At 68.2% G+C, this 20145-nt stretch carries 17 protein-coding genes and 1 tRNA gene; 7 read left to right on the plus strand and 11 right to left on the minus strand.

What is annotated here, in order from left to right:
• Positions 1 to 24: 24 nt before the first annotated feature.
• The gene (locus OG943_RS36950) at positions 25 to 1290 is read right to left on the minus strand and encodes a DUF3662 and FHA domain-containing protein (RefSeq protein WP_328605547.1); all 1266 of its coding nucleotides are present in this window, start codon (positions 1288 to 1290) and stop codon (positions 25 to 27) included.
• Between the two features lie 130 nt (positions 1291 to 1420).
• Between OG943_RS36950 and OG943_RS36955 the strand changes: the two genes are divergently transcribed.
• A tRNA-Leu gene (locus OG943_RS36955) sits at positions 1421 to 1503 on the plus strand.
• A 235-nt stretch (positions 1504 to 1738) separates the two neighbouring features.
• On the plus strand, positions 1739 to 3781 hold the full coding sequence (locus OG943_RS36960; protein ID WP_328605548.1) for a hypothetical protein: 2043 nt from the start codon (positions 1739 to 1741) through the stop codon (positions 3779 to 3781).
• A gap of 5 nt (positions 3782 to 3786) precedes the next feature.
• Here the strand turns inward: OG943_RS36960 and OG943_RS36965 are convergent, their stop codons facing one another.
• Complete coding sequence (locus OG943_RS36965) at positions 3787 to 5469, minus strand: hypothetical protein (RefSeq protein WP_328605549.1); 1683 nt, start codon at positions 5467 to 5469, stop codon at positions 3787 to 3789.
• A gap of 129 nt (positions 5470 to 5598) precedes the next feature.
• Here OG943_RS36965 and OG943_RS36970 point away from each other — a divergent pair, with 129 nt between their 5' ends.
• Positions 5599 to 7608 carry an ATP-binding protein gene (locus tag OG943_RS36970; RefSeq protein ID WP_328605550.1) on the plus strand — a complete coding sequence of 670 codons (2010 nt, stop codon included), beginning with the start codon at positions 5599 to 5601 and terminating at the stop codon, positions 7606 to 7608.
• A gap of 14 nt (positions 7609 to 7622) precedes the next feature.
• On the opposite strand, the gene OG943_RS36975 is transcribed toward OG943_RS36970, so the two are convergent.
• From OG943_RS36975 to OG943_RS36995, 5 genes are all read right to left on the minus strand, one after another.
• A complete protein-coding gene (locus OG943_RS36975; protein ID WP_328605551.1) occupies positions 7623 to 9233 on the minus strand; it encodes a hypothetical protein in 1611 nt (536 codons plus the stop codon).
• 34 nt (positions 9234 to 9267) lie between these two features.
• On the minus strand, positions 9268 to 9603 hold the full coding sequence (locus OG943_RS36980) for a hypothetical protein (RefSeq protein ID WP_328605552.1): 336 nt from the start codon (positions 9601 to 9603) through the stop codon (positions 9268 to 9270).
• Between the two features lie 37 nt (positions 9604 to 9640).
• Positions 9641 to 10387, minus strand: a complete 747-nt coding sequence (locus tag OG943_RS36985) for a S1 family peptidase (RefSeq protein ID WP_328605553.1) — start codon at positions 10385 to 10387, stop codon at positions 9641 to 9643.
• A 144-nt stretch (positions 10388 to 10531) separates the two neighbouring features.
• A complete protein-coding gene (locus OG943_RS36990) occupies positions 10532 to 11296 on the minus strand; it encodes a S1 family peptidase (protein ID WP_328605554.1) in 765 nt (254 codons plus the stop codon).
• Positions 11297 to 11426: 130 nt separating this feature from the next.
• Positions 11427 to 11801, minus strand: a complete 375-nt coding sequence (locus tag OG943_RS36995; protein ID WP_328605555.1) for an FKBP-type peptidyl-prolyl cis-trans isomerase — start codon at positions 11799 to 11801, stop codon at positions 11427 to 11429.
• 148 nt (positions 11802 to 11949) lie between these two features.
• Between OG943_RS36995 and OG943_RS37000 the strand changes: the two genes are divergently transcribed.
• Complete coding sequence (locus OG943_RS37000) at positions 11950 to 15171, plus strand: penicillin acylase family protein (RefSeq protein ID WP_328605556.1); 3222 nt, start codon at positions 11950 to 11952, stop codon at positions 15169 to 15171.
• Positions 15172 to 15239: 68 nt separating this feature from the next.
• On the opposite strand, the gene OG943_RS37005 is transcribed toward OG943_RS37000, so the two are convergent.
• From OG943_RS37005 to OG943_RS37015, 3 genes are read right to left on the minus strand one after another with little or no spacing between them, the layout of a single operon-like run.
• Positions 15240 to 15830: a TIGR03086 family metal-binding protein gene (locus OG943_RS37005; RefSeq protein WP_328605557.1), complete on the minus strand. Its 591-nt coding sequence runs from the start codon at positions 15828 to 15830 to the stop codon at positions 15240 to 15242.
• A 1-nt stretch (position 15831) separates the two neighbouring features.
• Complete coding sequence (locus OG943_RS37010; protein ID WP_328605558.1) at positions 15832 to 16314, minus strand: SRPBCC family protein; 483 nt, start codon at positions 16312 to 16314, stop codon at positions 15832 to 15834.
• A complete protein-coding gene (locus tag OG943_RS37015; protein ID WP_328605559.1) occupies positions 16229 to 16642 on the minus strand; it encodes an ArsR/SmtB family transcription factor in 414 nt (137 codons plus the stop codon). The genes OG943_RS37010 and OG943_RS37015 overlap by 86 nt, the downstream gene beginning before the upstream one ends.
• 90 nt (positions 16643 to 16732) lie before the next feature.
• Here OG943_RS37015 and OG943_RS37020 point away from each other — a divergent pair, with 90 nt between their 5' ends.
• The 3 genes from OG943_RS37020 (at position 16733) to OG943_RS37030 (ending at position 19296) form a co-directional block, all read left to right on the plus strand.
• The gene (locus OG943_RS37020; RefSeq protein WP_328605560.1) at positions 16733 to 17764 is read left to right on the plus strand and encodes a trans-sulfuration enzyme family protein; all 1032 of its coding nucleotides are present in this window, start codon (positions 16733 to 16735) and stop codon (positions 17762 to 17764) included.
• A 234-nt stretch (positions 17765 to 17998) separates the two neighbouring features.
• A complete protein-coding gene (locus OG943_RS37025) occupies positions 17999 to 18709 on the plus strand; it encodes a hypothetical protein (protein ID WP_328605561.1) in 711 nt (236 codons plus the stop codon).
• Complete coding sequence (locus tag OG943_RS37030; RefSeq protein WP_328605562.1) at positions 18709 to 19296, plus strand: class F sortase; 588 nt, start codon at positions 18709 to 18711, stop codon at positions 19294 to 19296. Before OG943_RS37025 ends, OG943_RS37030 begins: the two co-directional genes overlap by 1 nt.
• Before the next feature lie 49 nt (positions 19297 to 19345).
• Here OG943_RS37030 and OG943_RS37035 read toward each other — a convergent pair whose 3' ends face one another.
• Positions 19346 to 20080, minus strand: coding sequence for a FadR/GntR family transcriptional regulator (locus OG943_RS37035; protein ID WP_328605563.1), 735 nt, complete (start codon positions 20078 to 20080; stop codon positions 19346 to 19348).
• Positions 20081 to 20145: the final 65 nt, after the last annotated feature.

Consider the following 20145-nt stretch of genomic DNA (forward strand, 5'->3'; position numbering starts at 1 on the left):
GGGAACCCCGTCACCGTCCTGTGGTCAGCCCTGGGTTCGGAACACCAGGGACGAGTGGCCTACTCGGATCACGTCGCCGTCGGCGAGCTGCCAGGTCTGCACCGGAGTGCCGTTCACCGTGGTCCCGTTGGTGGAACCGATGTCGGCGAGCGTGGCGCTCTGGCCGTCCCAGGTGATCTCCAGATGACGGCGCGAAACCCCGGTGTCAGGCAGCCGGAAGTCCGCGTCCTGGCCCCGGCCCACCACGTTCCCGCCCTGCTTGAGCGAGTAGGTGCGGTTGGAGCCGTCGTCGAGCTGCAGGCTCGCCGCCAGTGCGCGGCCCGCCGCGGGAGCACCCGGCTGGCCGTAGCCGCCCTGCTGGGCGTACGGGTCCGCGGCCGGCTGGCCGTACGCCGCCTGCTGGCCGTACTGGTCGTAGCCGCCCTGCTGGGGCTGGCCGTACTGGTCGTAACCGGGCTGCTGCTGGCCGTAACCCTGCTGGTCATAACCGCCCTGCTGGGGCTGGCCGTAACCCTGCTGGTCGTAGCCGCCGCCCTGGGGCTGCTGGCCGTAACCTTGCTGGTCGTAGCCGGGCTGCTGCTGGCCATAGCCCTGGTCGTAGCCGCCCTGCTGGGGCTGCTGGCCGTAACCCTGGTCGTAACCGGGCTGCTGCTGACCGCCCGTCTGGGGCTGGCCGTACTGGTCATAGCCGGGCTGCTGCTGGCCGTAACCCTGCTGGTCATAGCCGCCCTGCTGGCCGTAACCCTGGTCGTACCCGGGCTGCTGGCCACCCTGCTGTCCGTAGCCGTACTGGCCCTGCTGGCCGTACGGGTCACCCTGGTCGTGTTGGCCGTAGCCGGGGGGCTGGCTCATTGCTGGGTCTCCTGCGTTGCTGGGTCGTGCCGACCGTGACGAGCCACCGGCCCCACTCGCGCGGGCGTCGGGATCGACGGACGAACGGGTCTTGAACTGTCCAGTATGCAGCGCCTCGTTGCGCTCAAGTGATACGACGACGTCACCATAGGTGTCCCAGCCGTGCTCGGCGAGGTGTTCCGCCACGGCTTTCGCGAGAACCCCGGTGACCCGCTGCTCGTCTCCGGCCATGCGTTCATGGTCAGCTTGCCCCAAGGACACGATGTAGTGATTCGGGGCGAGCTGCCGACCGCCTGCCAGCTCACGAACGTTCTCCTCGCCTTCTCTCTCGAGCGCGACCGCCACTTCCTGCGTGACGACGTTGCCACCGAACATGCGCGCGAAGGTATTCCCCACGAGGTTCTCGAGTCGCCTGTCGAAGCGCTCTACGCGACCCACCGGGGACTACCTCCTCACACGTGTGCTTCCGCCCCGATCCTATCCGGGGGAGGAAGCCTCGACACGGCCCCCGCTGAAACCCGTGAAAACCGGCTGCTAAGCTTTGCTGGCTGTCAGAGAGAAGCAACTCGGGCGAGTGGCGGAATGGCAGACGCGCACGGTTCAGGTCCGTGTGTCCGAAAGGACGTGAGGGTTCAACTCCCTCCTCGCCCACTTGTGGTCAGAGGCCCCTTCCGCTAGCGCGGAGGGGGCCTCTTCCGTGTGGGAGGGAGTTCATTGCTTCCGGGGGCGAGTTACTGGGCTCCGCCAAGCTGGGGGCGCTGAACCTGCGCGGTGACCGGGGTCACTTTTGGTTCTTAGCTTCTGGCTTGAGATCGGGGCTTAAGGGCTTCAGAGGGTGACCGCGGGCGGTAGGGTCGTCGTCACTCATTGGTGACGAGGGGGTTTTGTGGGCGAGGGGACGCACAACCAGATCGAGAGGGTTGAGGGTGGCGTCGTCGTGCAAGCGGGGACGGTCAGGGACCTCTACTTCAACCTGCCGTTGCCGCCGCCGGTCGTTACACCGCATGAGTTGCCGCCGGTTGTTCGGCAGCTTGTCGGGCGGGACCCGGAGATCGCCTGGTGTGTTGAGCGGCGTGACGCACCCGTGCTTCTGGTGACCGGGTTGTCTGGGGTCGGACGCCGCGCGCTGGTCCGCCATCGCGCTGCGGAGCTTGAGGTACAGCACACGGGTGGCGCGCTGTACCTCGACTACAACTCGGTTCGCTCCGGCGGGGAAGAGCTCGTGTCCTCGGCGTTGCGTCGGCTGCTGCGTGGCCTGGGCGTGCAGGACGACGTGATGCCCCGTGACGATGAGCTGCCGGCCTGGTACCGGAGCACGACCGCCGGACGTCCCAAGCTGCTGGTAGTGATCGAGAACGCGCGTGAGGCCGAACAGATAGTCAAAGCGTTGCCCGCCGGCCGGGGCAGCACGGTCCTCGTCGCCGGCGCTGTCGAGACGCTCGTCGACGTGACCGAGCTCGGCGGCGAGGTGATCAGGCTGAAGCCGCTGGACGACGACCACGCGGCGGAGCTTTTCCGATCCCGCGCTGGCCTGGACGTCGCCATTGACGACGAGTCCTTGCGCGAGGTGCTCGCGCACTGCGGCGGACTGCCTCTGGCCCTGAAACAGGCGGCGAACCTCCTGGCGGCAGGGCGGGTCCTGACGTCGGCCGAACTCGTGGAGAGGCTGGGACAGTCTCGTGCGGAACTGACGCGGCGCGATGAGGGTTTCGCCAAGGGGGAGTCGGTGTTCGAGACCAGTTACCAGGAATTGCCCGAGCCGGGGCGGCGGGTCTACCGGTTGCTCGGGATCTATCCTCTGCTCGACTTCGACGTCCGGGCGGTCGGCCTGCTCGCGGGACTGGATCAGGACGGGGCCAGGAGGCTGCTCGGGGACCTGGTCTCTGCCCAGGTCCTGGACCGTGATGGCGAGCGTTACCGCATGCATCCCCTGGTCCACGACCACGCCGAGGTGTGCGCACGGCAATCCGGTGTCGAAGAGGAAACGGCTGCGCTGCGGCGCGTCATCCTCGGGTTGCGGGACCTCGCGTACCACGCCGACGTGGCCGTGCTGGGTCAGAATCGCCTACGTTTCACCACCGTCCCGACGACCACCGGTCCGTTCTCGGACAAAGGCGAGGCGCTCGCGTGGTTCGAGACCGAGCAGCAGACCCTTCGCGAGCTGCAGGCGAAAGCGGTCGAACTCGGCCTGCTCGATGCCGCCTGGCAGATCGCCGAGGCGTCCACCGCTTACTACTTCAACCGGCGCCGGTACCTGGAGTGGATGGAGATCGGGGAACGAGGGATCGCCGCCGCCCGCCTCACCGGGCACATCGAGGCCGAGGCGCGGCTGCTGAGCACTGGCTCCCGTGCACAGTGCGACCTGGGGCTCCTCGACGCGGCCCGCGAGGCGGTTACGCGGGCAGCAGAGCTCGCCGACCGGTCAGGGCATCCGGTGCTCCGCGCTTCGGTCCGTGAGTTCGTCGGCCGGTTTCACGACCGGGCCGGGGAGCCGGTACTCGCGCAGGAGGCCTACCGCCGGTCGATCGAGCTCAATGACCAGGCGGTCGAACCGCGGGGCACGGCGCTGGCGCGGATGTTCCTCGGCCTGTCGCTGTCGGGAAGAAACGGGTTGGTCGAGCTGGAACGGGCTCATCGGTGGTTCGAGGAAAACAATGACTCCCGGATGGCCGTTCGGGCGCTGGCCGCCATCGGCTTGACCCGGGTCCGGCTCGGACTGCCGCAGGGGATCGACGCCCTGTCGGCTGCGGCGGACGCGATGGCGGTGGCGGGTTACTTCTCGTACGAGGCCGAGGTGCGCGAGCAACTGCGTGAGTTCCTGGCCGAGGCGGACCCGGAACGTGCCCGGCGGGAACTCGGCCGAGCTGTGGAGCTCTACCGGCGGCTGGGCAGCCCGAAGGCCGATGCCCTGGAAGCTGAACTGGACTGATCTGGTCAGTACTGGAGCTCTACAGCGGCTGTTGCGGCGCCGAGGTGTAGTTGGACAGTTCGGTTACTGCACGGTCCGGAGCGCAGGATGGCGTACGCAGTCGATGCGAGCGCCGGGACATCTGCGGATCCGGTGACGGCCAGCCCCACCCCGTCCGCTGTCACGGCCACACAGCCACCGGGGACTGCGGCCGCGGCGAGAACACATCCCGGGTGGCGGCGAAGCGCCTCGGCGCACCAGCCCGACGGGTCGTCGCCGTTCGCCGACCGGGTCAGCACGGTCGCGATGCCGAGCCGGCCGATATCCCGCTCGCCTTCGTCGACTACGAGGTGGCGTAGGTCTGCCGCTGCGCGCTCCGCTTCGGGCCGCCAGCGCTCGACTGACCGGGCGAACCGTTGGAGAGTCAGGGAATCCTGCCCGTTGAACACGGGGTAGGCGGTGAACGCGGTGACGGGTGTCTTCTGGCTGGCCGGGTCGGCCGCGCGGAACGTGGTCACAGGACCGAGCTCCAAGTCGAGCAGCCGGTAGACCAAGGTGTGCAGCGCTGCTGTGGCGCCGTCAGTGTTCTCAAACGTCCTCGATGCCAGTTCTTTCTGCCACGGTGCAGTTTCCGCGGCGTCGAGCTGGGTGCGTAGTGGTTCGCTGCGGTGGAGGCGCTGGGCGCGTTCTCCGAGCATCGCGGCACTCGTCCCGGGTACGCTTTCTTCGCCGAAGGTCCCGAGCAGTACTGGTTTTTCGCTGGCTGCAGCCAGGAACGTGACCGACCCGTGGTCGCCGATGACCAGGTCGGCGGCGACCAGCGCCGCCTGCCAGCCGAGTTCGGGCGGCAGCAGGAGCAGGCCCGCGTCCTCCGCGGCGGCGAACCACGCATGCAACTGGAACGGTCGGTACCGGGCCCAGATGTTGGGGTGCAGCACGAGCCCGCCTGCGTACTCGTCGTGGGGAAGGGCGGCGAGCAGCTCCGCGGGAAGCCGCGGCCGGCGGGCGATCAGGGACTGGGTGCCCCAGGTCGAGGTCACCAGGGCGAACCGTCGGTCGCCGATGCCGAGCACTCGACGGTAATGCTCGCGGTGCCCTGCGCTGGCCAGCAACTGCTCGAACTGTGGGTCGCCGATCACCACGGTGCGCCCGGCCGCGGCCGGACTGGCCGCGAGCAGCTGGTTCTCCTGGTTAGAGTGCGATACCGCCATCAGCACCCGCCCGGTCCTCAGAGCGTGTTCGGGAACCAGACCTGAGATTCGCATACCGGACGTCGAGGAATCGGGCACGTATTTGTGGAACCCGACTCCGTGCGGCAACACGAGGACAGGTCCGTCGATGTGCTCGAAATTTATGTTCTCACTGGCAGATACGGCGAGTGTGTAACGAGTTCCGGGCAATTCCCGCCACGGGATAACGTGTGCACCCGCGAGTATCAGCAACTCCTCGGTGCCTCGGCTGAACTGTGAGCCGGGATCGACAGTGAACACGAAGCGCAACCGCAGGTCATCGCGAAACGAAGCGAAAACGTCGAGCAGTCGAATCGCCGAAGTCCAGGTTCTCGCCACCCCGAGAACGACTGTGGAACCAAAGGTCTCCCATTTGCTGCTTTGCTGCTTTGCTGCTTTGCTGCTTTGCTGCTTTGCTGCTTTGCTGCTTTGCTGCTTTGCTGCTTTGCTGCTTTGCTGCTTTGCTGCTTTGCTGCTCAAATCATTTTACCATTTATCGATCCGGCGAAGGGTGTCGAGTGCATGTTATCTGGTCGGTTCGGGTGAACATACCTGCACGGAGGGTGATCTAGCCGATAGACTGGTCAGTCGGGGTAGGGAGGCGATGTCATGGACGAAGTGGGGCACCACAACTCCTTCGACGGGGAAGCCGACATGGTGTTTCAGGCTCGTGACGTCCAGAATGTCCACAACAACTGGATGACGCCGGTCCGAGCCGTGCCGCCGCCCCATCAGGTCCCGGCTCCGCGGCCGCACTGCTACGGGCACGAGCGCCAGATGCGCGAGGTCACACAGTATGCGGACACGGGGGACGCCTCGCCGGTGATCGCCGTCATACGTGGTGAGCCGGGTAGCGGTCGATCGACGTTTTGTCACCGATGGGTGCATGAGCACCGCGACCGTTTTCCGGACGGCGACTATCTGGTGACGCTCGGAGGCCAGGACGTTACCGGGGTGCTCGCCGGTTTGTTGGAGTCCGTGGGGTACGACTCCGAACGTCTGCCTGCCGGTCTGGAGGCACGCTCGGCGATGTGGCGCAGCCGGAGCCACGGTAAGCGCCTCGCCCTCGTGATCGACGATGCGCTTACCGCGGACGAGGTTGAGGCGTTGCTTCCCGGCGCTGGTGGATCCGTGGTCCTTGTGGTCGAGGCCGGGCGAGTGGCCCGGCTGGTCGCTCAGCACGCGGCGCGGATGGTTCTGCTGACCCCGCTGAGCACTGAGGCTGTGTACGCGATGCTGGCGGAACAGATCGGGGTGACCCGGATCGCTGCCGAGCCCGATGCGGCAGCTGAGTTCGTTCGGATCTGCGATGGTTCGGTCGGCGCATTGACTGTGCTCGGCACGACGTTCGCGGACTTCCCGGACCGGAGCCTGCGTAGGCTGGTGCGCTGGCTTGAAACCCACACTGACCTGCTAACTCTCCGACACGAGGTCGCCTACGGCCGTTTCACGGAGGATGCTCAGGCCTGTTATCGCGTGTTGGGTGCTCACACCGGTGACGGCGACGTCGCGGTGAAGACTCTCGCGATCGTGCTGGGAATGTCGGAGGAGTCCGCGCAAGAGGCGGTGGAGTGCCTGCAGCGGGCGGGGCTCGTGCGGGAAAGTCGTGAGGGACGTGTCCTGATGACTGGCCTGGCGGCCAGACACGCGTGTTCAAAAGCCGGCGGCGTGTGGAGGCCGCTGGTCGCGTTCTACGCCACGAGAGGTCTTGCCGCCGCGGAGCGGGTGCTGCCGCGTGGGTGGGCGGCGCAGCTCTGGTCGGGACGAGGCGCTGACATGGTCGAATTGACCGCCGCCGAGGCGTTGGAATGGCTAATAGTCGAACACCACAACCTGGTGGCAGCGTCCGACGTGGCGTTCCGTGCCGAGTGGCACGAAGAGGTGTGCCGGTTGGCGCTCGCGATGTGGCCGATGCGCCTGCGCGGTGCTCGACCAGCCGAGATGGCGCTTGTAAGTGAACATGCAGCCGTTGCTGCGCGGGAGTGGTCCTCGAAGCTGGCAATGGCGGTTACCGGGATGCAGCAGGGTTTCAGCGCCATGCAGCTGCGGAACTGGCCACTTGCCACGGAGCTGTTCCTGAAAGCCGCGGAGGATGCGAAGTCGGCCGGCTCGGACCAGGCTTACGCATCCGCTGTTGAATCGCTTGGGTTGGCGCTTGTCGAGCAAGGTCGCATGACCGAGGCGGTCGTCTTCCTCAAGGAGAACCTCGAACTCGCCGAGCGACTCTCTGATTCCCGCCGTCTTGCCTTGGCAAGGTTCCACCTCGCCAAGGTGTCGTCACCCGCCCTGGCGTTCAAGCTGTTGGACAGCGCTGCCGACGGCCTTGGTCACGAGCCGGGTAATCGCGTGAAGATCACTCTGTGGCGGGGAAAGAAAGCGATCGAGGCGGGAGAACTCGACACAGCGATGTCGGCGTTGATCGAGGTCTCGGCACTCGCGGTCGGCGACTGGCATTCCGAACGCATCGCCGCCAGCTGGGCCATGGCCGAGGTCGCGTGGCTTCGCGGGGACGTGGTCGCGGCCCGGGCACACGCCCAGGACGCGTTAAGTGTCTGCGTGCTCCGCGGGTTCGAAGCGGAAGCCGAAGAGATCAGGCGGTGGCTGGCGACGCTGCCCTGAGCCGGTGTGCCGGTTCAGCGGAGAGCGCGGCCGGGGTCGACCACGGTGACTTTTACCGAACTGCTGGTCTTTGACGTCGTGAGGAGGAAGTCCTCCAGCGAAGCCGCTGCCCCATTGGAGGCGCGGTGGTGCAGTACTGATGGAACTGCTTCTGCGGGGCCATCCGTGAGGTACTGAACGAGCGTGCCGCCACGGTTGCCCGCGAGCCAGCCGTGCTGAACGGGGCACACGGCCCAGAGCGCGCCGGGTAGCGCCCGCAGGGTCGCGGCGATCCACTGCTCAGGGGCTAGGGTCGCCGGACCGACCACGACGTGCGCCCGTTCGAGGAGCGTCAGATCTGAGTCGAGCACCGAAACGACCAGGTGCGCATCGTCCGGGTAGCTGTGGCTCCCTGCCGCGCTGCGCTCTACGTGGGTACCGGTCACGCGGATCCGCTGCGCGCTCGGGTTCCCTATCTGGACCTGCGGTATGGGCAAGGCGTTCGTGGTCGAGGGATGCGGTGGGGGAGGGAAACCGAGGACCTCATAGCCGATGTCGCGAAGCAATTCCGCGGATTTGCCGGGGGCGCTCGAGGCCAGTGCGGTGATATGGCTGTAGTCCTGGCCTCTTGTGATCACCTGCTCTATCTGGTCGGCCAGGTTGTCGGGCGAGAGGCGTGGCGCGCTGTGAAGGAGACCGGCTATCGGCGATGCCGGATCGACAGTGTCCTCGGGGGCTGCGGCGAGGAGAATCGGCGTGCCGAGACAGGCGGAGTAGAAGGTCACGGAGCCGTGGTCGCCGATCGTCACGTCGGCTGCGACCAGGGCCGGCTGCCAGAGCTTCTCGTCGGGCAGAACCAGTACTCCGGCGCGCCGGCTTTCTGCGAGCCACGTCTCCAACTGCCAGCGGAAGTGGCCTTGCCCGATGTTGGGGTGCAATGCCAGGACGATTCGATACGCGTCCGGATCGAGAGTGCTCCCGATCCTCCGAGGTAGGTCGGGGTCATGTCCGAAGAGCGACTCCGGGCCCCAGGTCGAAGACAGGACGACCAGTCGTTGGCCTGGCTGGACGCCGAACGCCTGCCGATAGGTTTCCCGAAGGGGCAGGTTGGCTTGCAGCCGATCGAGAATCGGGTCTCCCGCGACCACGGCACGCTCCGCCGCAGGTGGGCAGGCAAGCCGAAGGCGGTGGAGTTGCTCTTCGTGTGAGAGCACCACGTGGGTCGGCACGACCTGACCCTCGTGCATCAACCACGGGGTAGAGAGACCGAATACCACATTCTGATTTTCGGCGGCCAGATATTTATTGTAACCCATTCCGTGCGGCACCACCGTCAACGGCGCGCGCAATTCATGCAAGTCCCCGCCGTAACTCGCGGCCAGAGCCCAGTCGAATTCGGTCCGGATCGCTTCCGGCCAGGGTAGGAGGGGGATGCCGCGGGCGGAGAGGAATTCCTCGGTGCCGCGGGTGAAGGCGCTGGAGCCCGGGCAGGTGAACACGGTCTGGATCCGCGGGTCACCGGCGAAGAGGCTCAGCACGTCGAGCAGGCGGGTGGCGGCGGTGACGTTGTGGACGACCGCCAGCAGGGTCCGTTCCGTGGATACGGTGCGCCAGCGCGGCGGCACGGGGATCGACGGAGAGGGCACGGAGAGCAATCCTAGCGATTGCTCTCCGTGCGGCTCACAAACTGATGTTGCCGTGTACGTCACGTAGCTGGACGACCTTGGCCCCTTCGGCCACGGTGCCGACATGGTTGTTCACACTGCCGCCGCGAGCGTCCTGGTGGACCTCGAACTCGGCGTGCAGGGCGGTTCCGAACGCCGGGTCCGCGCGGGTTTCCACGTCCAGGCGTTCGGCGAGGGCCGCGATCGTCGCCGGGTCCTCGGGCTTGGCCGCTTCCAGGGTCGCGACCGCCTTCTTGTCACCGGAGAACTTGCGCTTGACCAGTTCGTACAGGCCAGTCGCGGCCTTCGTCGCCAACGTCGTGGCGATGGCGGTCAAGATCGGCTCGGGCATCTGCGCTCCTCGGGTCGACGGCTCCCGTCCACGGTACTCACTTCGTGTGGTCGGCGATCCAGTCCGCGATGACGTCGACGCGGCCGGTGAGCTCCGCGCTGGCGTGCGGGCAGTCGGGGCCGGTGATCTCGACGGCGAAGAGCTGCCCGCCCGAGCCCGACGGGACGAAGTAGGGCGCGCCGGCGTCGTAGGTGCACGCGCTGGTCGTGGTGGCCGGGCTGACCCCCTTGACGCCGACGGTGGTCGGGGCGACGTTGGCGACCTGGACCGTGCCCTGCTGCAGCTTCGTCGACGGCGCCGGGTTCTTCGCCGTGGTGCTGCCCCAGCCGGCCAGGGTGAGGCTCTGCCCGACGCCCGGGACCAGGCGGTTCACCGTGAGCGGGGTGACGCCGGTGGCCGGGCTGTCGAGGTGGGCCAGCGCGGTGTCGTTGACGCTGGACTGCAGGACCTCGGTCACCTTGCGCGTGACACCCGGCTCCTTCGCCTCGTCGACCAGCCCGAGCGTCACGTTCGTGGGATAGGGCACCGGGCCGGACACGCGGTTGTGGTTCACGTCGTGGAAGCAGTGGCCGTTGGTGAGGATCCACTGCGGGGCGACGAGCGAGCCGGAGCAGAAGCTCGAGTAGGTGCTGCCGTCCGGGCGCGGGATGCTCGGCATGGCCAGCTTCGCGGTGAAGCCGAACTGGCCGGGCGGGACGTCGGAGCCGTTCGCGACGGCCAGCGCCGGCGCGGCGGTGAGGAGGGGCAGGAGGGCTGCTGCGGTGACTGCGGCGCGAACGCGCATTAGGTCCCTTCGTCCGGGCCACCGGCGGGACGCCGATGATCGGCCCTCCACGCTAACCATGTCCGGCGAAGTGAGGAATTCCCTTGTCGGGCGAAAGAAAACGGGCCTCGCGGAATACGCGAGGCCCGTTCGTGTACTTGACTTTCACGCCGTGTGCGCGGCGATCCAATCGGCGATCACGTCGGCGCGAGCCGTCGTCTCCGGGGTCGAGTGGGGGCAGTCCGGGCCGTCCGACTCGACCGACACGAGCTGGCCGCTGGTCTCGTTGGGGACGAAGTACGGCGCGCCCGAGTCGTACAGGCAGGCGCTGGTCGTGTTCTTCGGCGCGACGCCGATCACGCCGATCGTGGTGGCGTCGACCTGGCTGACCGCCATCGAGCCCTGCTGCATCTTCGTGGACGGCTTCGCGTCCGTCGAGCTCAGGCTGCCCCAGCCCGCGAGCGTCACGCTCTGCCCGGCCGTCGGCGCGTCGCGCTGGACGGTCAGCGGGGTGATGCCGGTGACCGGGCTGTCGAGCTTCGCGAGCGAAATGTCGTTGGTGCCGGCCTGAAGCACGTCGGTGACGTTGCGCGTGACGCCGAGCCCGTCGCCCTGCACGGTGGTGCCGAGCAACACCGACGTCGCGTACGGGACCGGCCCGGAGATCGGCTTGCGGTTGACATCGTGGAAGCAGTGCCCGGCCGTGATGATCCACTGAGGAGCGATCAGGGCGCCGGAGCACGCGCTGTCGTAGTGGGATCCGTCCGGCTTCGGGATGTTCGTCATCGTCAGCTTCGCCGCGAACTGGAACTGACCCTGTGGCACGTCGGAACCGTCGGCCACCGCCGACGCCGGCAGTGCGGTGGCGAGGGCGCCCGCGGTACACGCGAGCGCCATGACGGCTGCGGAAAGCACAGCACGAACGCGCATTTATTCCCCTACAAGTGGTATGGCCGGTGTTTACCGGGACCTTAGCGGGAAAGCGCGTTCACCCGAAAGTGTTCGGCCGCCGGGTTGCCCGATTGGCCATCCCGGCGGCCGGTGAAGCGGTCGGCAGTGCTCAGTTGACGTCGACGAGGTCGACCACGAAGACCAGGGTCTCGTTGGGCTTGATGACGCCGCCCGCGCCGCGTTCGCCATAGGCGAGGTGCGGGGGGATCACGAGCCGGCGGCGGCCGCCGATCTTCATCCCGGCCACCCCCTGGTCCCAGCCGGGGATGACCTGGCCGGCGCCGAGCGCGAAACGCAGCGGCTCGCCGCGGTTCCACGAAGCGTCGAATTCAGCGCCAGTGGAGTGCGAGACGCCGACGTAGTGGACGCTCACCGCACTGCCGGGCTGGGCTTCGGTGCCGTCGCCGACGGTGAGGTCGGTGATCTCGAGTTCGGCCGGCGCGGGGCCGTCCGGGCGGTCGATTTCGGGCTTTTCCAAGGTCATGGCGATCACCGTACCTACGGGCTGTGAGCTGCGCCGATCGGACTACGCCCAAAGGTTGGTTAAACGCGAAAAGTCTTCACAAATGTGTCTACCCGCCGGTAGCGTGCGCCGGGTCACCCTGGGGGATCCTCGTGGACGGAGTACGGGCATGCGACGACGCATCCGCATCCTGACCGTGGCGGCTCTGGCCGTCCTCACGGCAGGTCTGACCCAGGCGGTGGCCGGCGTCCCGCCCGCCACCGCGGCGCTACCGGGCAACGACTACTGCGCCGGCCAGTGCAACGACATCCTGCCGCCCGGTGAGAACGGCAGCGCGACGCTCGCGGAGATCCTCGCCAACAAGGCGCTGGGCACCCAGCCGGGCCACGCCGACGACCAGCTCGGCAAGTACGCCGACCTGGCCGGCGGCTACAAGACGCTGACCACGGACACGATCGGCAAGTTCTTCAACGACTCGTCGTTCGGCGTCCCCGCCGACCAGGTGGCCAGCACGCTGCAGCCGCGCTCCGACGTGACCATCACGCGGGACAAGGCCACCGGCGTCCCCCACATCCAGGGCACCACACGCTCCGGCACGGAGTTCGGCGCCGGGTACGCGGCCGGGCAGGACCGCTTGTGGCTGATGGACATCATGCGCCGCGTCGGCCGCGGCCAGCTGACCTCGTACGCCGGGGGAGCGCCCGCGAACCGCGAGCTCGAGCAGTCCTTCTTCTCCGCCGCGCCGTACACGGAGCCGGAGCTGCAGGCGCAGATCGACGCCGCCGCTGCCAGCGGCCCGCGCGGCAAGCAGGGGCTGGCCGATGCGCAGGCGTACATCGACGGGATCAACAAGTACATCACCGACTCCCACAATGGCCGCTACTTCCCGGGTGAGTACGTGCTCACCGGGCACGTCGACGCGATCACCAACGCCGGCACCATCGACCCGTTCAAGCTGACCGACCTGGTCGTGCTCGCGTCCGTGGTCGGCGCCCAGTTCGGCGCCGGCGGCGGCGGCGAGGTGCAGAACGCGGTCGCGAAGCTCGCGCTGCAGGAGAAGTACGGCGTCGAGCAGGGCGAAAAGGTGTGGCAGAGCCTGCGCGCGGCGGACGACCCCGAGGCCGTCAAGACGCTGCACGACGGGCAGACCTTCGACTACGGCATGACACCCGCGAACCCGCAGGGCTCCGCGCTGCCGGACAAGGGCTCGGTGACGAACCAGCAGCTCGTGTACGACCCCACCGGCTCGGCCTCCTCGGCGACGCCGGCGAAGGTCGACGTCCCCGCGCCGAAGGACCAGGAAGCCGCGCGCGGGATGTTCGACAACGGCGTGCTGCCGGGCGACATGATGACGGACAAGCACGGCATGTCCAACGCGCTCGTGGTGTCGGGTTCGAAGACGGCGAGCGGGCACCCGGTGGCCGTGTTCGGCCCGCAGACCGGGTACTTCGCGCCGCAGCTGCTCATGCTGCAGGAACTGCAGGGCCCGGGGATCAGCGCGCGCGGCGCCTCGTTCGCCGGCATCAGCATGTACGTGCTGCTCGGCCGTGGCCAGGACTACTCGTGGAGCGCGACCACGTCGGCGCAGGACATCATCGACACGTTCGCGCTGCCGCTGTGCGACCCGAGCGGCAAACCGGCCACAAAGGACTCGAACTACTACGTCTACCAGGGCCAGTGCCTGCCGATGGACACCGTGGAGCGTAAGAACTCCTGGACGCCGACGCTGGCCGACGGCACCGCGGCCGGTTCGTACACCTTGCGCAGCTATCGCACGAAGTACGGTCCGGTGACCAGCCGCGCGACGGTCGGCGGCAAACCGGTGGCGTACACGTCGCTGCGGTCCTCGTACTTCCACGAGGTGGACTCGCTGATCGGCTTCCAGGAGTTCAACGACCCGGACTTCATCCACTCCGCGTCGGACTTCGAGAAGGCCGCGAACGACGTGAACTTCACCTTCAACTGGTTCTACGCCGACTCGAAGGACGTCGCGTACTTCAACTCGGGCGCGAACCCGGTGCGCAATCCCACGGTGGACCCGATGATGCCGGTGTGGGGTGACAAGGGCTACGACTGGCAGGGCTGGAAGCCGGACGGCAACGTCGCGAACTACACGCCGATGGCGCAGCACCCGCAGTCGATCAACCAGGACTACTACATCAGCTGGAACAACGCGCAGGCCAAGGGCTACGCGTCCGGCGGCGCCGACAAGTCCGCCGTGTACCGCGCCGATCTGCTCGACTCGCGGGTGAAGGGGCTGATCTCCAGCGGCACCAAGGTGACGCGGACGAACCTGACCCAGGCCATGGAGGACGCGGCGCTGGCCGACCTGCGGGCGGAGAAGGTCCTGCCGTTGCTGCTGCAGGTGCTCGACAAGGCGCCGCTCACCGGCGCGTCGGCCGACGCCGAGGCGAAGCTGAAAACCTGGATGGCCAACGGGCATCAGCGCGTCGAGTCGTCGCCGGGCAGCAAGGCCTACACCGACGCCGACGCGATCCGGATCATGGACGCGTGGTGGCCGCTGCTGGTCACGAACGAGTTCAAGCCCGCCATGGGCGACGACGCGTTCACCGCGATGACCAACGTGCTGCAGATCAACGAAAGCCCGTCCGGGTTCCAGAACGAGACGCCGGGCAAGCACGTCGGGCAGCCGCACCAGGGCTCGTCGTTCCAGCACGGCTGGTGGGGCTACGTCAGCAAGGACATCCGCACGGTGCTCGGCCAGCCGGTCGCCGGTCCGCTGGGCGCGACCTTCTGCGGCGGCGGGAACCTGGACGCCTGCCGCACCGCGCTCGTCGACTCGCTGACGGCGGCCGCGGCGCAGCCCGCGAACACCGTCTACCCGGGTGACGCGGACTGCTCGGCCGGCGACCAGTGGTGCGCCGACAGTGTCATCCAGCGTCCGCTGGGCGGCATCACGCACGGCAAGATCAGCACGCAGAACCGCCCGACGTTCCAGCAGGTCGTCGAGTACCCGGCCCACCGCGGCGACAACGTGTCGAACCTCGCCGCGGGCAAGCCGGTCTCCGCGACCAGCGCCGAAACGGGCTTCTACAGCTCGCCCGCCTCGAACGCCGTCGACGGCAACCCCGCCACCCGCTGGGCCAGCGACTGGAGCGACAACCAGTCGATCACCGTCGACCTCGGTTCGGTGCAGCAGGTGTCGCGGGTGGTGCTGTCGTGGGAATCGGCCTACGCGAAGGGCTACAAGGTGCAGCTCTCCGCGGACGGCGAGTCCTGGCGTGACGCCGCGGCCGTGACGGACGGCAACGGCGGCGCGGACAACGTGTCCTTCGCGCCGTCGGACGCCCGCTTCGTCCGCCTCGCGGGCGTGCAGCGGGGGACCAAGTACGGGTACTCGCTGTACGAATTCGAGGTCTACGCACACTGAATCGCCGTTAAGGACTCCTTGCCTACCTTGAAGGTAGGTAAGGAGTCCTTAACGGCGTCACTGGAGAGCTAGGCGCGGGTGGACCAGAACGGATCGCGGCCGATGAAGGCGATCATCCTGGTCTGGACGTCGCTGTCCGCCGGCACCTCGACGCGGGGGCCGTACTGGCCCGACGAGCGCAGGACGTCCTCCATCTCGGCCATCCCGCCGAGGATGGCGGCGCAGAAGTCCGGGTCGAGCCGGTCGTCCTGGCCGGTCGCGCGGGCCAGGTCCCAGGTGTGCATGAAGACGTCGGTTGTGTAGAACTGGTCGATCGCGCCGGGCAGCGGCAGAGCGCCGATGTGCGGGTTGACGAGCTTGCGGCCGGCCGACCCGGGGTCGTCCAGCAACGCCTGCACGCCCTCGCTGTGCACCCGCCACGCGGCGACCGGGTCCTCGTCCACCGGCGGGCCCTTGGGCAGTTCGATTCCCGCACCCGCCGAGAGGAACGCGGGGAACCACTCGACCAGGTGCCGCACGACATCACGCGCCGCCCAGCCGTCGACCGGCGATGGCGCGTCCCAGGTCCGCGCGCCGCGGACGCGATCGGTGAAGCGGCCGGCCACCTGACGGTGCCGTTCGGCCGGCTGGTCGGACAGTGCTCTCTCAGACCGTGCCATCTCAGACTGTGCCATCGCTCAACATCCCGTCCAGCTTCGCGTAACCCTCGTTGATGCCGACCTCCATGCCGGAGCGCAGGATCCCGTCACGGCCCTCGATACTGTCCACAAGGGACTGCGTGCGCAGGCGGGTGTGCCCGTCGCCGAGGTCCTCGAACCACATCGTCTCCAGCGCGACGCCCTCGGGCTCGCCCTCGTACGTGAAGGTCTGCACGATCCGGTCCGGCCGCACGTCGTGGAAGCAGCCGTGGAAGCCGTACTCCCCACCGCGGACGATCGAGACGTAACGCCAGCTGCCGCCGGTGCGAGCGTCCCACTTCTCGATCAGCGTGGTCGTGTTGTCGGGGCCGACCCACTTCGCGAACAACTCGGGGTCCGTGTGGGCACGGAAGAGGCGCTCAGGCGTCGTCGCGAAGTCGCGCGCCATCCGGATCACCGGCAGGCTCGGGTCGGCCTCGATCCGGGCTTCGACGATCTTGTTCATGGTGGTCTCCTTCCAGTTCCGCCAGTACGGCGTCGAGGCGGCGGTAGCGCTGTTCGAACCGCCGGCGGTAGCGCTCGACCCAGCGGTCCATCAGGTCGAACACCTGGGCTTCAAGGCGCACCGGCCGGGGCTGTGGGCCCGGTGGCCTGCTGACGAGCCCGGCGTCCTCGAGCACCCGCAGGTGCTTGTAGACCGCCTGCAGCGAGATCCGGTACGGCTCGGCCAGCTGGCTCACGGTCGCGTCGCCGTCGGCCAGCCGGGCCACCATGTCGCGCCTCGTCGGGTCCGCCAGCGCGGCGAAGGTCTGGGACAGCGGATCCGCGGTCATCTTCGATCTCTTTCAACTCATCGGTTGAAACGACCCTAGACGGTCGGCGCCCGAGTTTCAATCTCCTGGTTGAAAGTTACGGTGAGCGTCATGGACGACTGGACCCCGCGCACCCTCGCGATCGCGGCCGGGCGGCCGCACGGCCCCGGCGAGCCGCTGAACACGCCGATCGTCGCGACCAGCACGTTTCAGGCCGGCGGTGACTCCGTGTACGCGCGGTCGGACGGGACCGCGACGTGGGCGGCGCTCGAGGAGGCCGTCGGCGCGCTTGAAGGCGGGCGCGCGTTCGCGTTCGCGTCCGGGGTGGCGACGTTGTCCGCGGTGCTGGACGCCCTGCCCGTCGGGGCGCGCGTGGTGGTCCCGACCTTCAGCTACGCCGTCACGCGCGGGGCCCTGCAGCACGCGCAGAAACTCGGCCGGCTCACCGTCACCGAGCTCGAGCCCACCGACACCCAGGCGTGGATCGACTCCGGCGCCGACCTGTTGTGGCTCGAATCGCCGACAAACCCGACGCTCGACGTGATGGACATCGAGGCCATCGCGAAGGCGGCGCGGGGGCGGGTTGTCGTCGACAACACCTTCGCGACGCCGTTGCACCAGCAGCCGTTGAAGCTGGGCGCGGACATCGTGGTGCACAGCGCCACGAAGCTGATCGGCGGGCACAGCGACCTGCTTCTCGGCATCGCCGTGGCGAAGGAAGACGCCGTGGCCGAAGAGCTGCACGGTGCTCGTACACGCGGCGGCTCCACGCCGGGCGCGCTGGAGGCGTGGCTCGCGTTGCGCGGTCTGCGGACGCTGCACGTGCGGCTCGCCGAGCAGGAGAAAACCGCCGCGCTGCTGGTGTCCCGGCTCGCGGAACACCCTGTTGTCACCAAGGTCCGCTATCCCGGCTTCGGGATGATGGCCGCGTTCGAGCTGGCCGACGCCGAGGCCGCCGGCCGGGTGTGCGCGTCGGTCCGGCTGATCCGCTCCGCGACGAGTCTCGGCGGGGTGGAAAGCCTGGTGGAACGACGCGCGTGGCTGCCAGGCGAGGAACGCGTGCCCGCCGGGCTGATCCGGTTGAGCGTCGGGCTGGAGGACCCGGAAGACCTCTGGCGCGATCTACTGTCGGCGCTGGGCTGAATTCCGCCAACAATTCACCGCTATTCGCCGATAGCCCGGAAACTGTTACAGTAGAGGTACGTAAGCGGGTTTTTCCCCGCACCGGACCAGTTCATCGGCAGGTCGACGGCGTTCGTTACCGGCTTTTACGGTGCGTTTAATCACTGGTCTAAACGTTTCCTCTGGGGCCCGTTCCTCCGGCAGGATCAGCGGGCGCGGTGGGGGTCATCGCGCATTCTTCCAGGGGAGACCATCTTGAAGAAGACGCTGGGCAGACTCGCGGGCGCCGTGCTCGCGGGCGCCCTGATCAGCCTTGCAGTCACGCCTTCGGCGCTGGCGCAGGACAACCCGACGACGGTGTCGACGACCTCCGAGGCCGCCCCGCCGACGTCGGACGCGCCGGCCACGGGCGCGCCGGCTTCCGGCTCGCCGGCCACCGGCCAGTCCACTTCGGACACCCCGACCAGCGCGGGACAGCCGACGGACACCGGCACGCCGACGGGCAAGCCGACCGGCAGCACCGGGCCCACCGGCACCGGTGAGCCCACGAAGCCGACCACCTCGTCTCCGGAGACCACCACGCCGGAGGAGCCTTACGAGGACGACATCGCCTACGGCATCGACCTCGACGGCGGCCAGGGCATCTTCGTGATCGCCTGCGCCGCGGGCGAGCCGACCGGCGTTTCGTCGCACGACTTCGACCTCGTCGAGGGCCCGCACCAGGACGAGACCGACGGCCGTTACTGGGCGTGGCTGGTGAAGCGCCACGACGGTGCTTCGTTCGACGCCGGCAACATCACCGCGTTCTGGACCTGCGGTGGCGACAAGGGCGGCGAGCAGCCGGTCCCGCCGGCGGGCGGCGCCGGCGCGGGTTCCGCGGGCACCACGGGTGGCCACGGTGACTCGCAGGTCAAGTACGCCCCCAAGGGCGGCATCGAGACCGGCTTCGGCGGCACGGCCGCCTGATGACCAGGAAGTACGGGCAGGGCGTCGCGATCGCGGGCGCCCTGCTCCTTTCCCTCACGCTGAGCGGCTGTGGCTCGGACGACCCGGCGCCCGCCGCGAAGCCCGCGGCGTCGGTGCCGGTGACCAAGCCGTTCGTCGGGCTGCGGCCGACTTCGGTCGAGATCCCGAAGATCGGCGCGAAGTCGTCGCTGATCACCGTGCTGCCCAACAAGGACGGGCAGATCTCGGTGCCGTCGGTGAAGACGCCGATGCAGGCTGCCTGGTACCGCCTCTCGCCCGTGCCGGGTGAGGTCGGGCCCGCGATCGTGCTCGGGCACGTCGACGGCAACCACCAGCCGGGCATCTTCTACAAGCTCAAGGACGTCAACCCCGGGGACGAGGTCGACGTCGAGCGCAGCGACGGCAAGAAGCTGAAGTTCGTGGTGGACCACAAGGACGAGGTCCCCAAGGACACCTTCCCGACGCAGGCGGTGTTCGGCAACGCCGACAAGCCGCAGCTGCGCCTGATCACCTGCGGCGGCGTGTTCGACCACGCCGAGCACAGCTACAAGGACAACATCGTGGTCTACGCGAACCTCGTCTCCTAAGTGCTCGTGAGTGTTTATGACGGTTAGAACCGTCATAAACACTCACGAGTCAGAGCAGGGGCGTGAGCAGGACGCGCCGGTCTTCCGGCACGTACTCCACGTAGTTGTCGTACAGAGCCTGACGCGCGAGCCGCGCCGCCGACGCACCGTCGGCGGCGCGGACCGCTTCCAGCACCTCCGCGTGGTGCCGCAGCCAGGTGTCCATCAGCGACGTCCGGTCGGGCGCGTGGGAGAGCTTGTCCTCGATCAGCTCCAGCACCACCCCGCGCACCACCTCGCCGCTCACCACCAGCAGCGGGTTGCGTGACGTGCGGGCGATGGCGTCGTGGAACGCGACGTCCGCGCGGCTGAACTCCGCGTAGCCGTCGGCCGCGGCCATCGCCGCCAGCGCTTCATCCAAAGTGGACAGATCGGCGTCCGTGCGCAGCTGGGCCGCGAGCAGGTGCGAGGAACCGTCCAGCACCATGCGGAACTGCAGCAGCTCCGCCAGCCCGACGTGCTCGGCGCGCGCGAGCCGGTGCATCGACCGCTGCAGCGCGCCCGGCGAGGCCGCCAGCACCTCCGGCCCGCGCGGATCGCCGGGCCGCGACCGGATCAGCTCGGCCGCCTGCAGCACCCGCAGTGCCTCCCGCACCGTCGACCGCCCGACGCCGAACTGTGTCATCAGTTCGCGCTCACCGGGCAGCCGCTCACCGGGTTTGAGGCGCCCGCTGTACACGGCCTCCTCGATCTGCGCCACGATCCGCTCATACGCGTGAACGGGCGCTACCGGCTCGAACTGCATCCCTTGACCTCGGCGTCGTCTGGTGCGAACCTCTGGGCTACTGGTCAGACCAGTGTACTTTGCGG

It is taken from the genome of Amycolatopsis sp. NBC_00345 (assembly GCF_036116635.1).
GTDB lineage: Bacteria > Actinomycetota > Actinomycetes > Mycobacteriales > Pseudonocardiaceae > Amycolatopsis.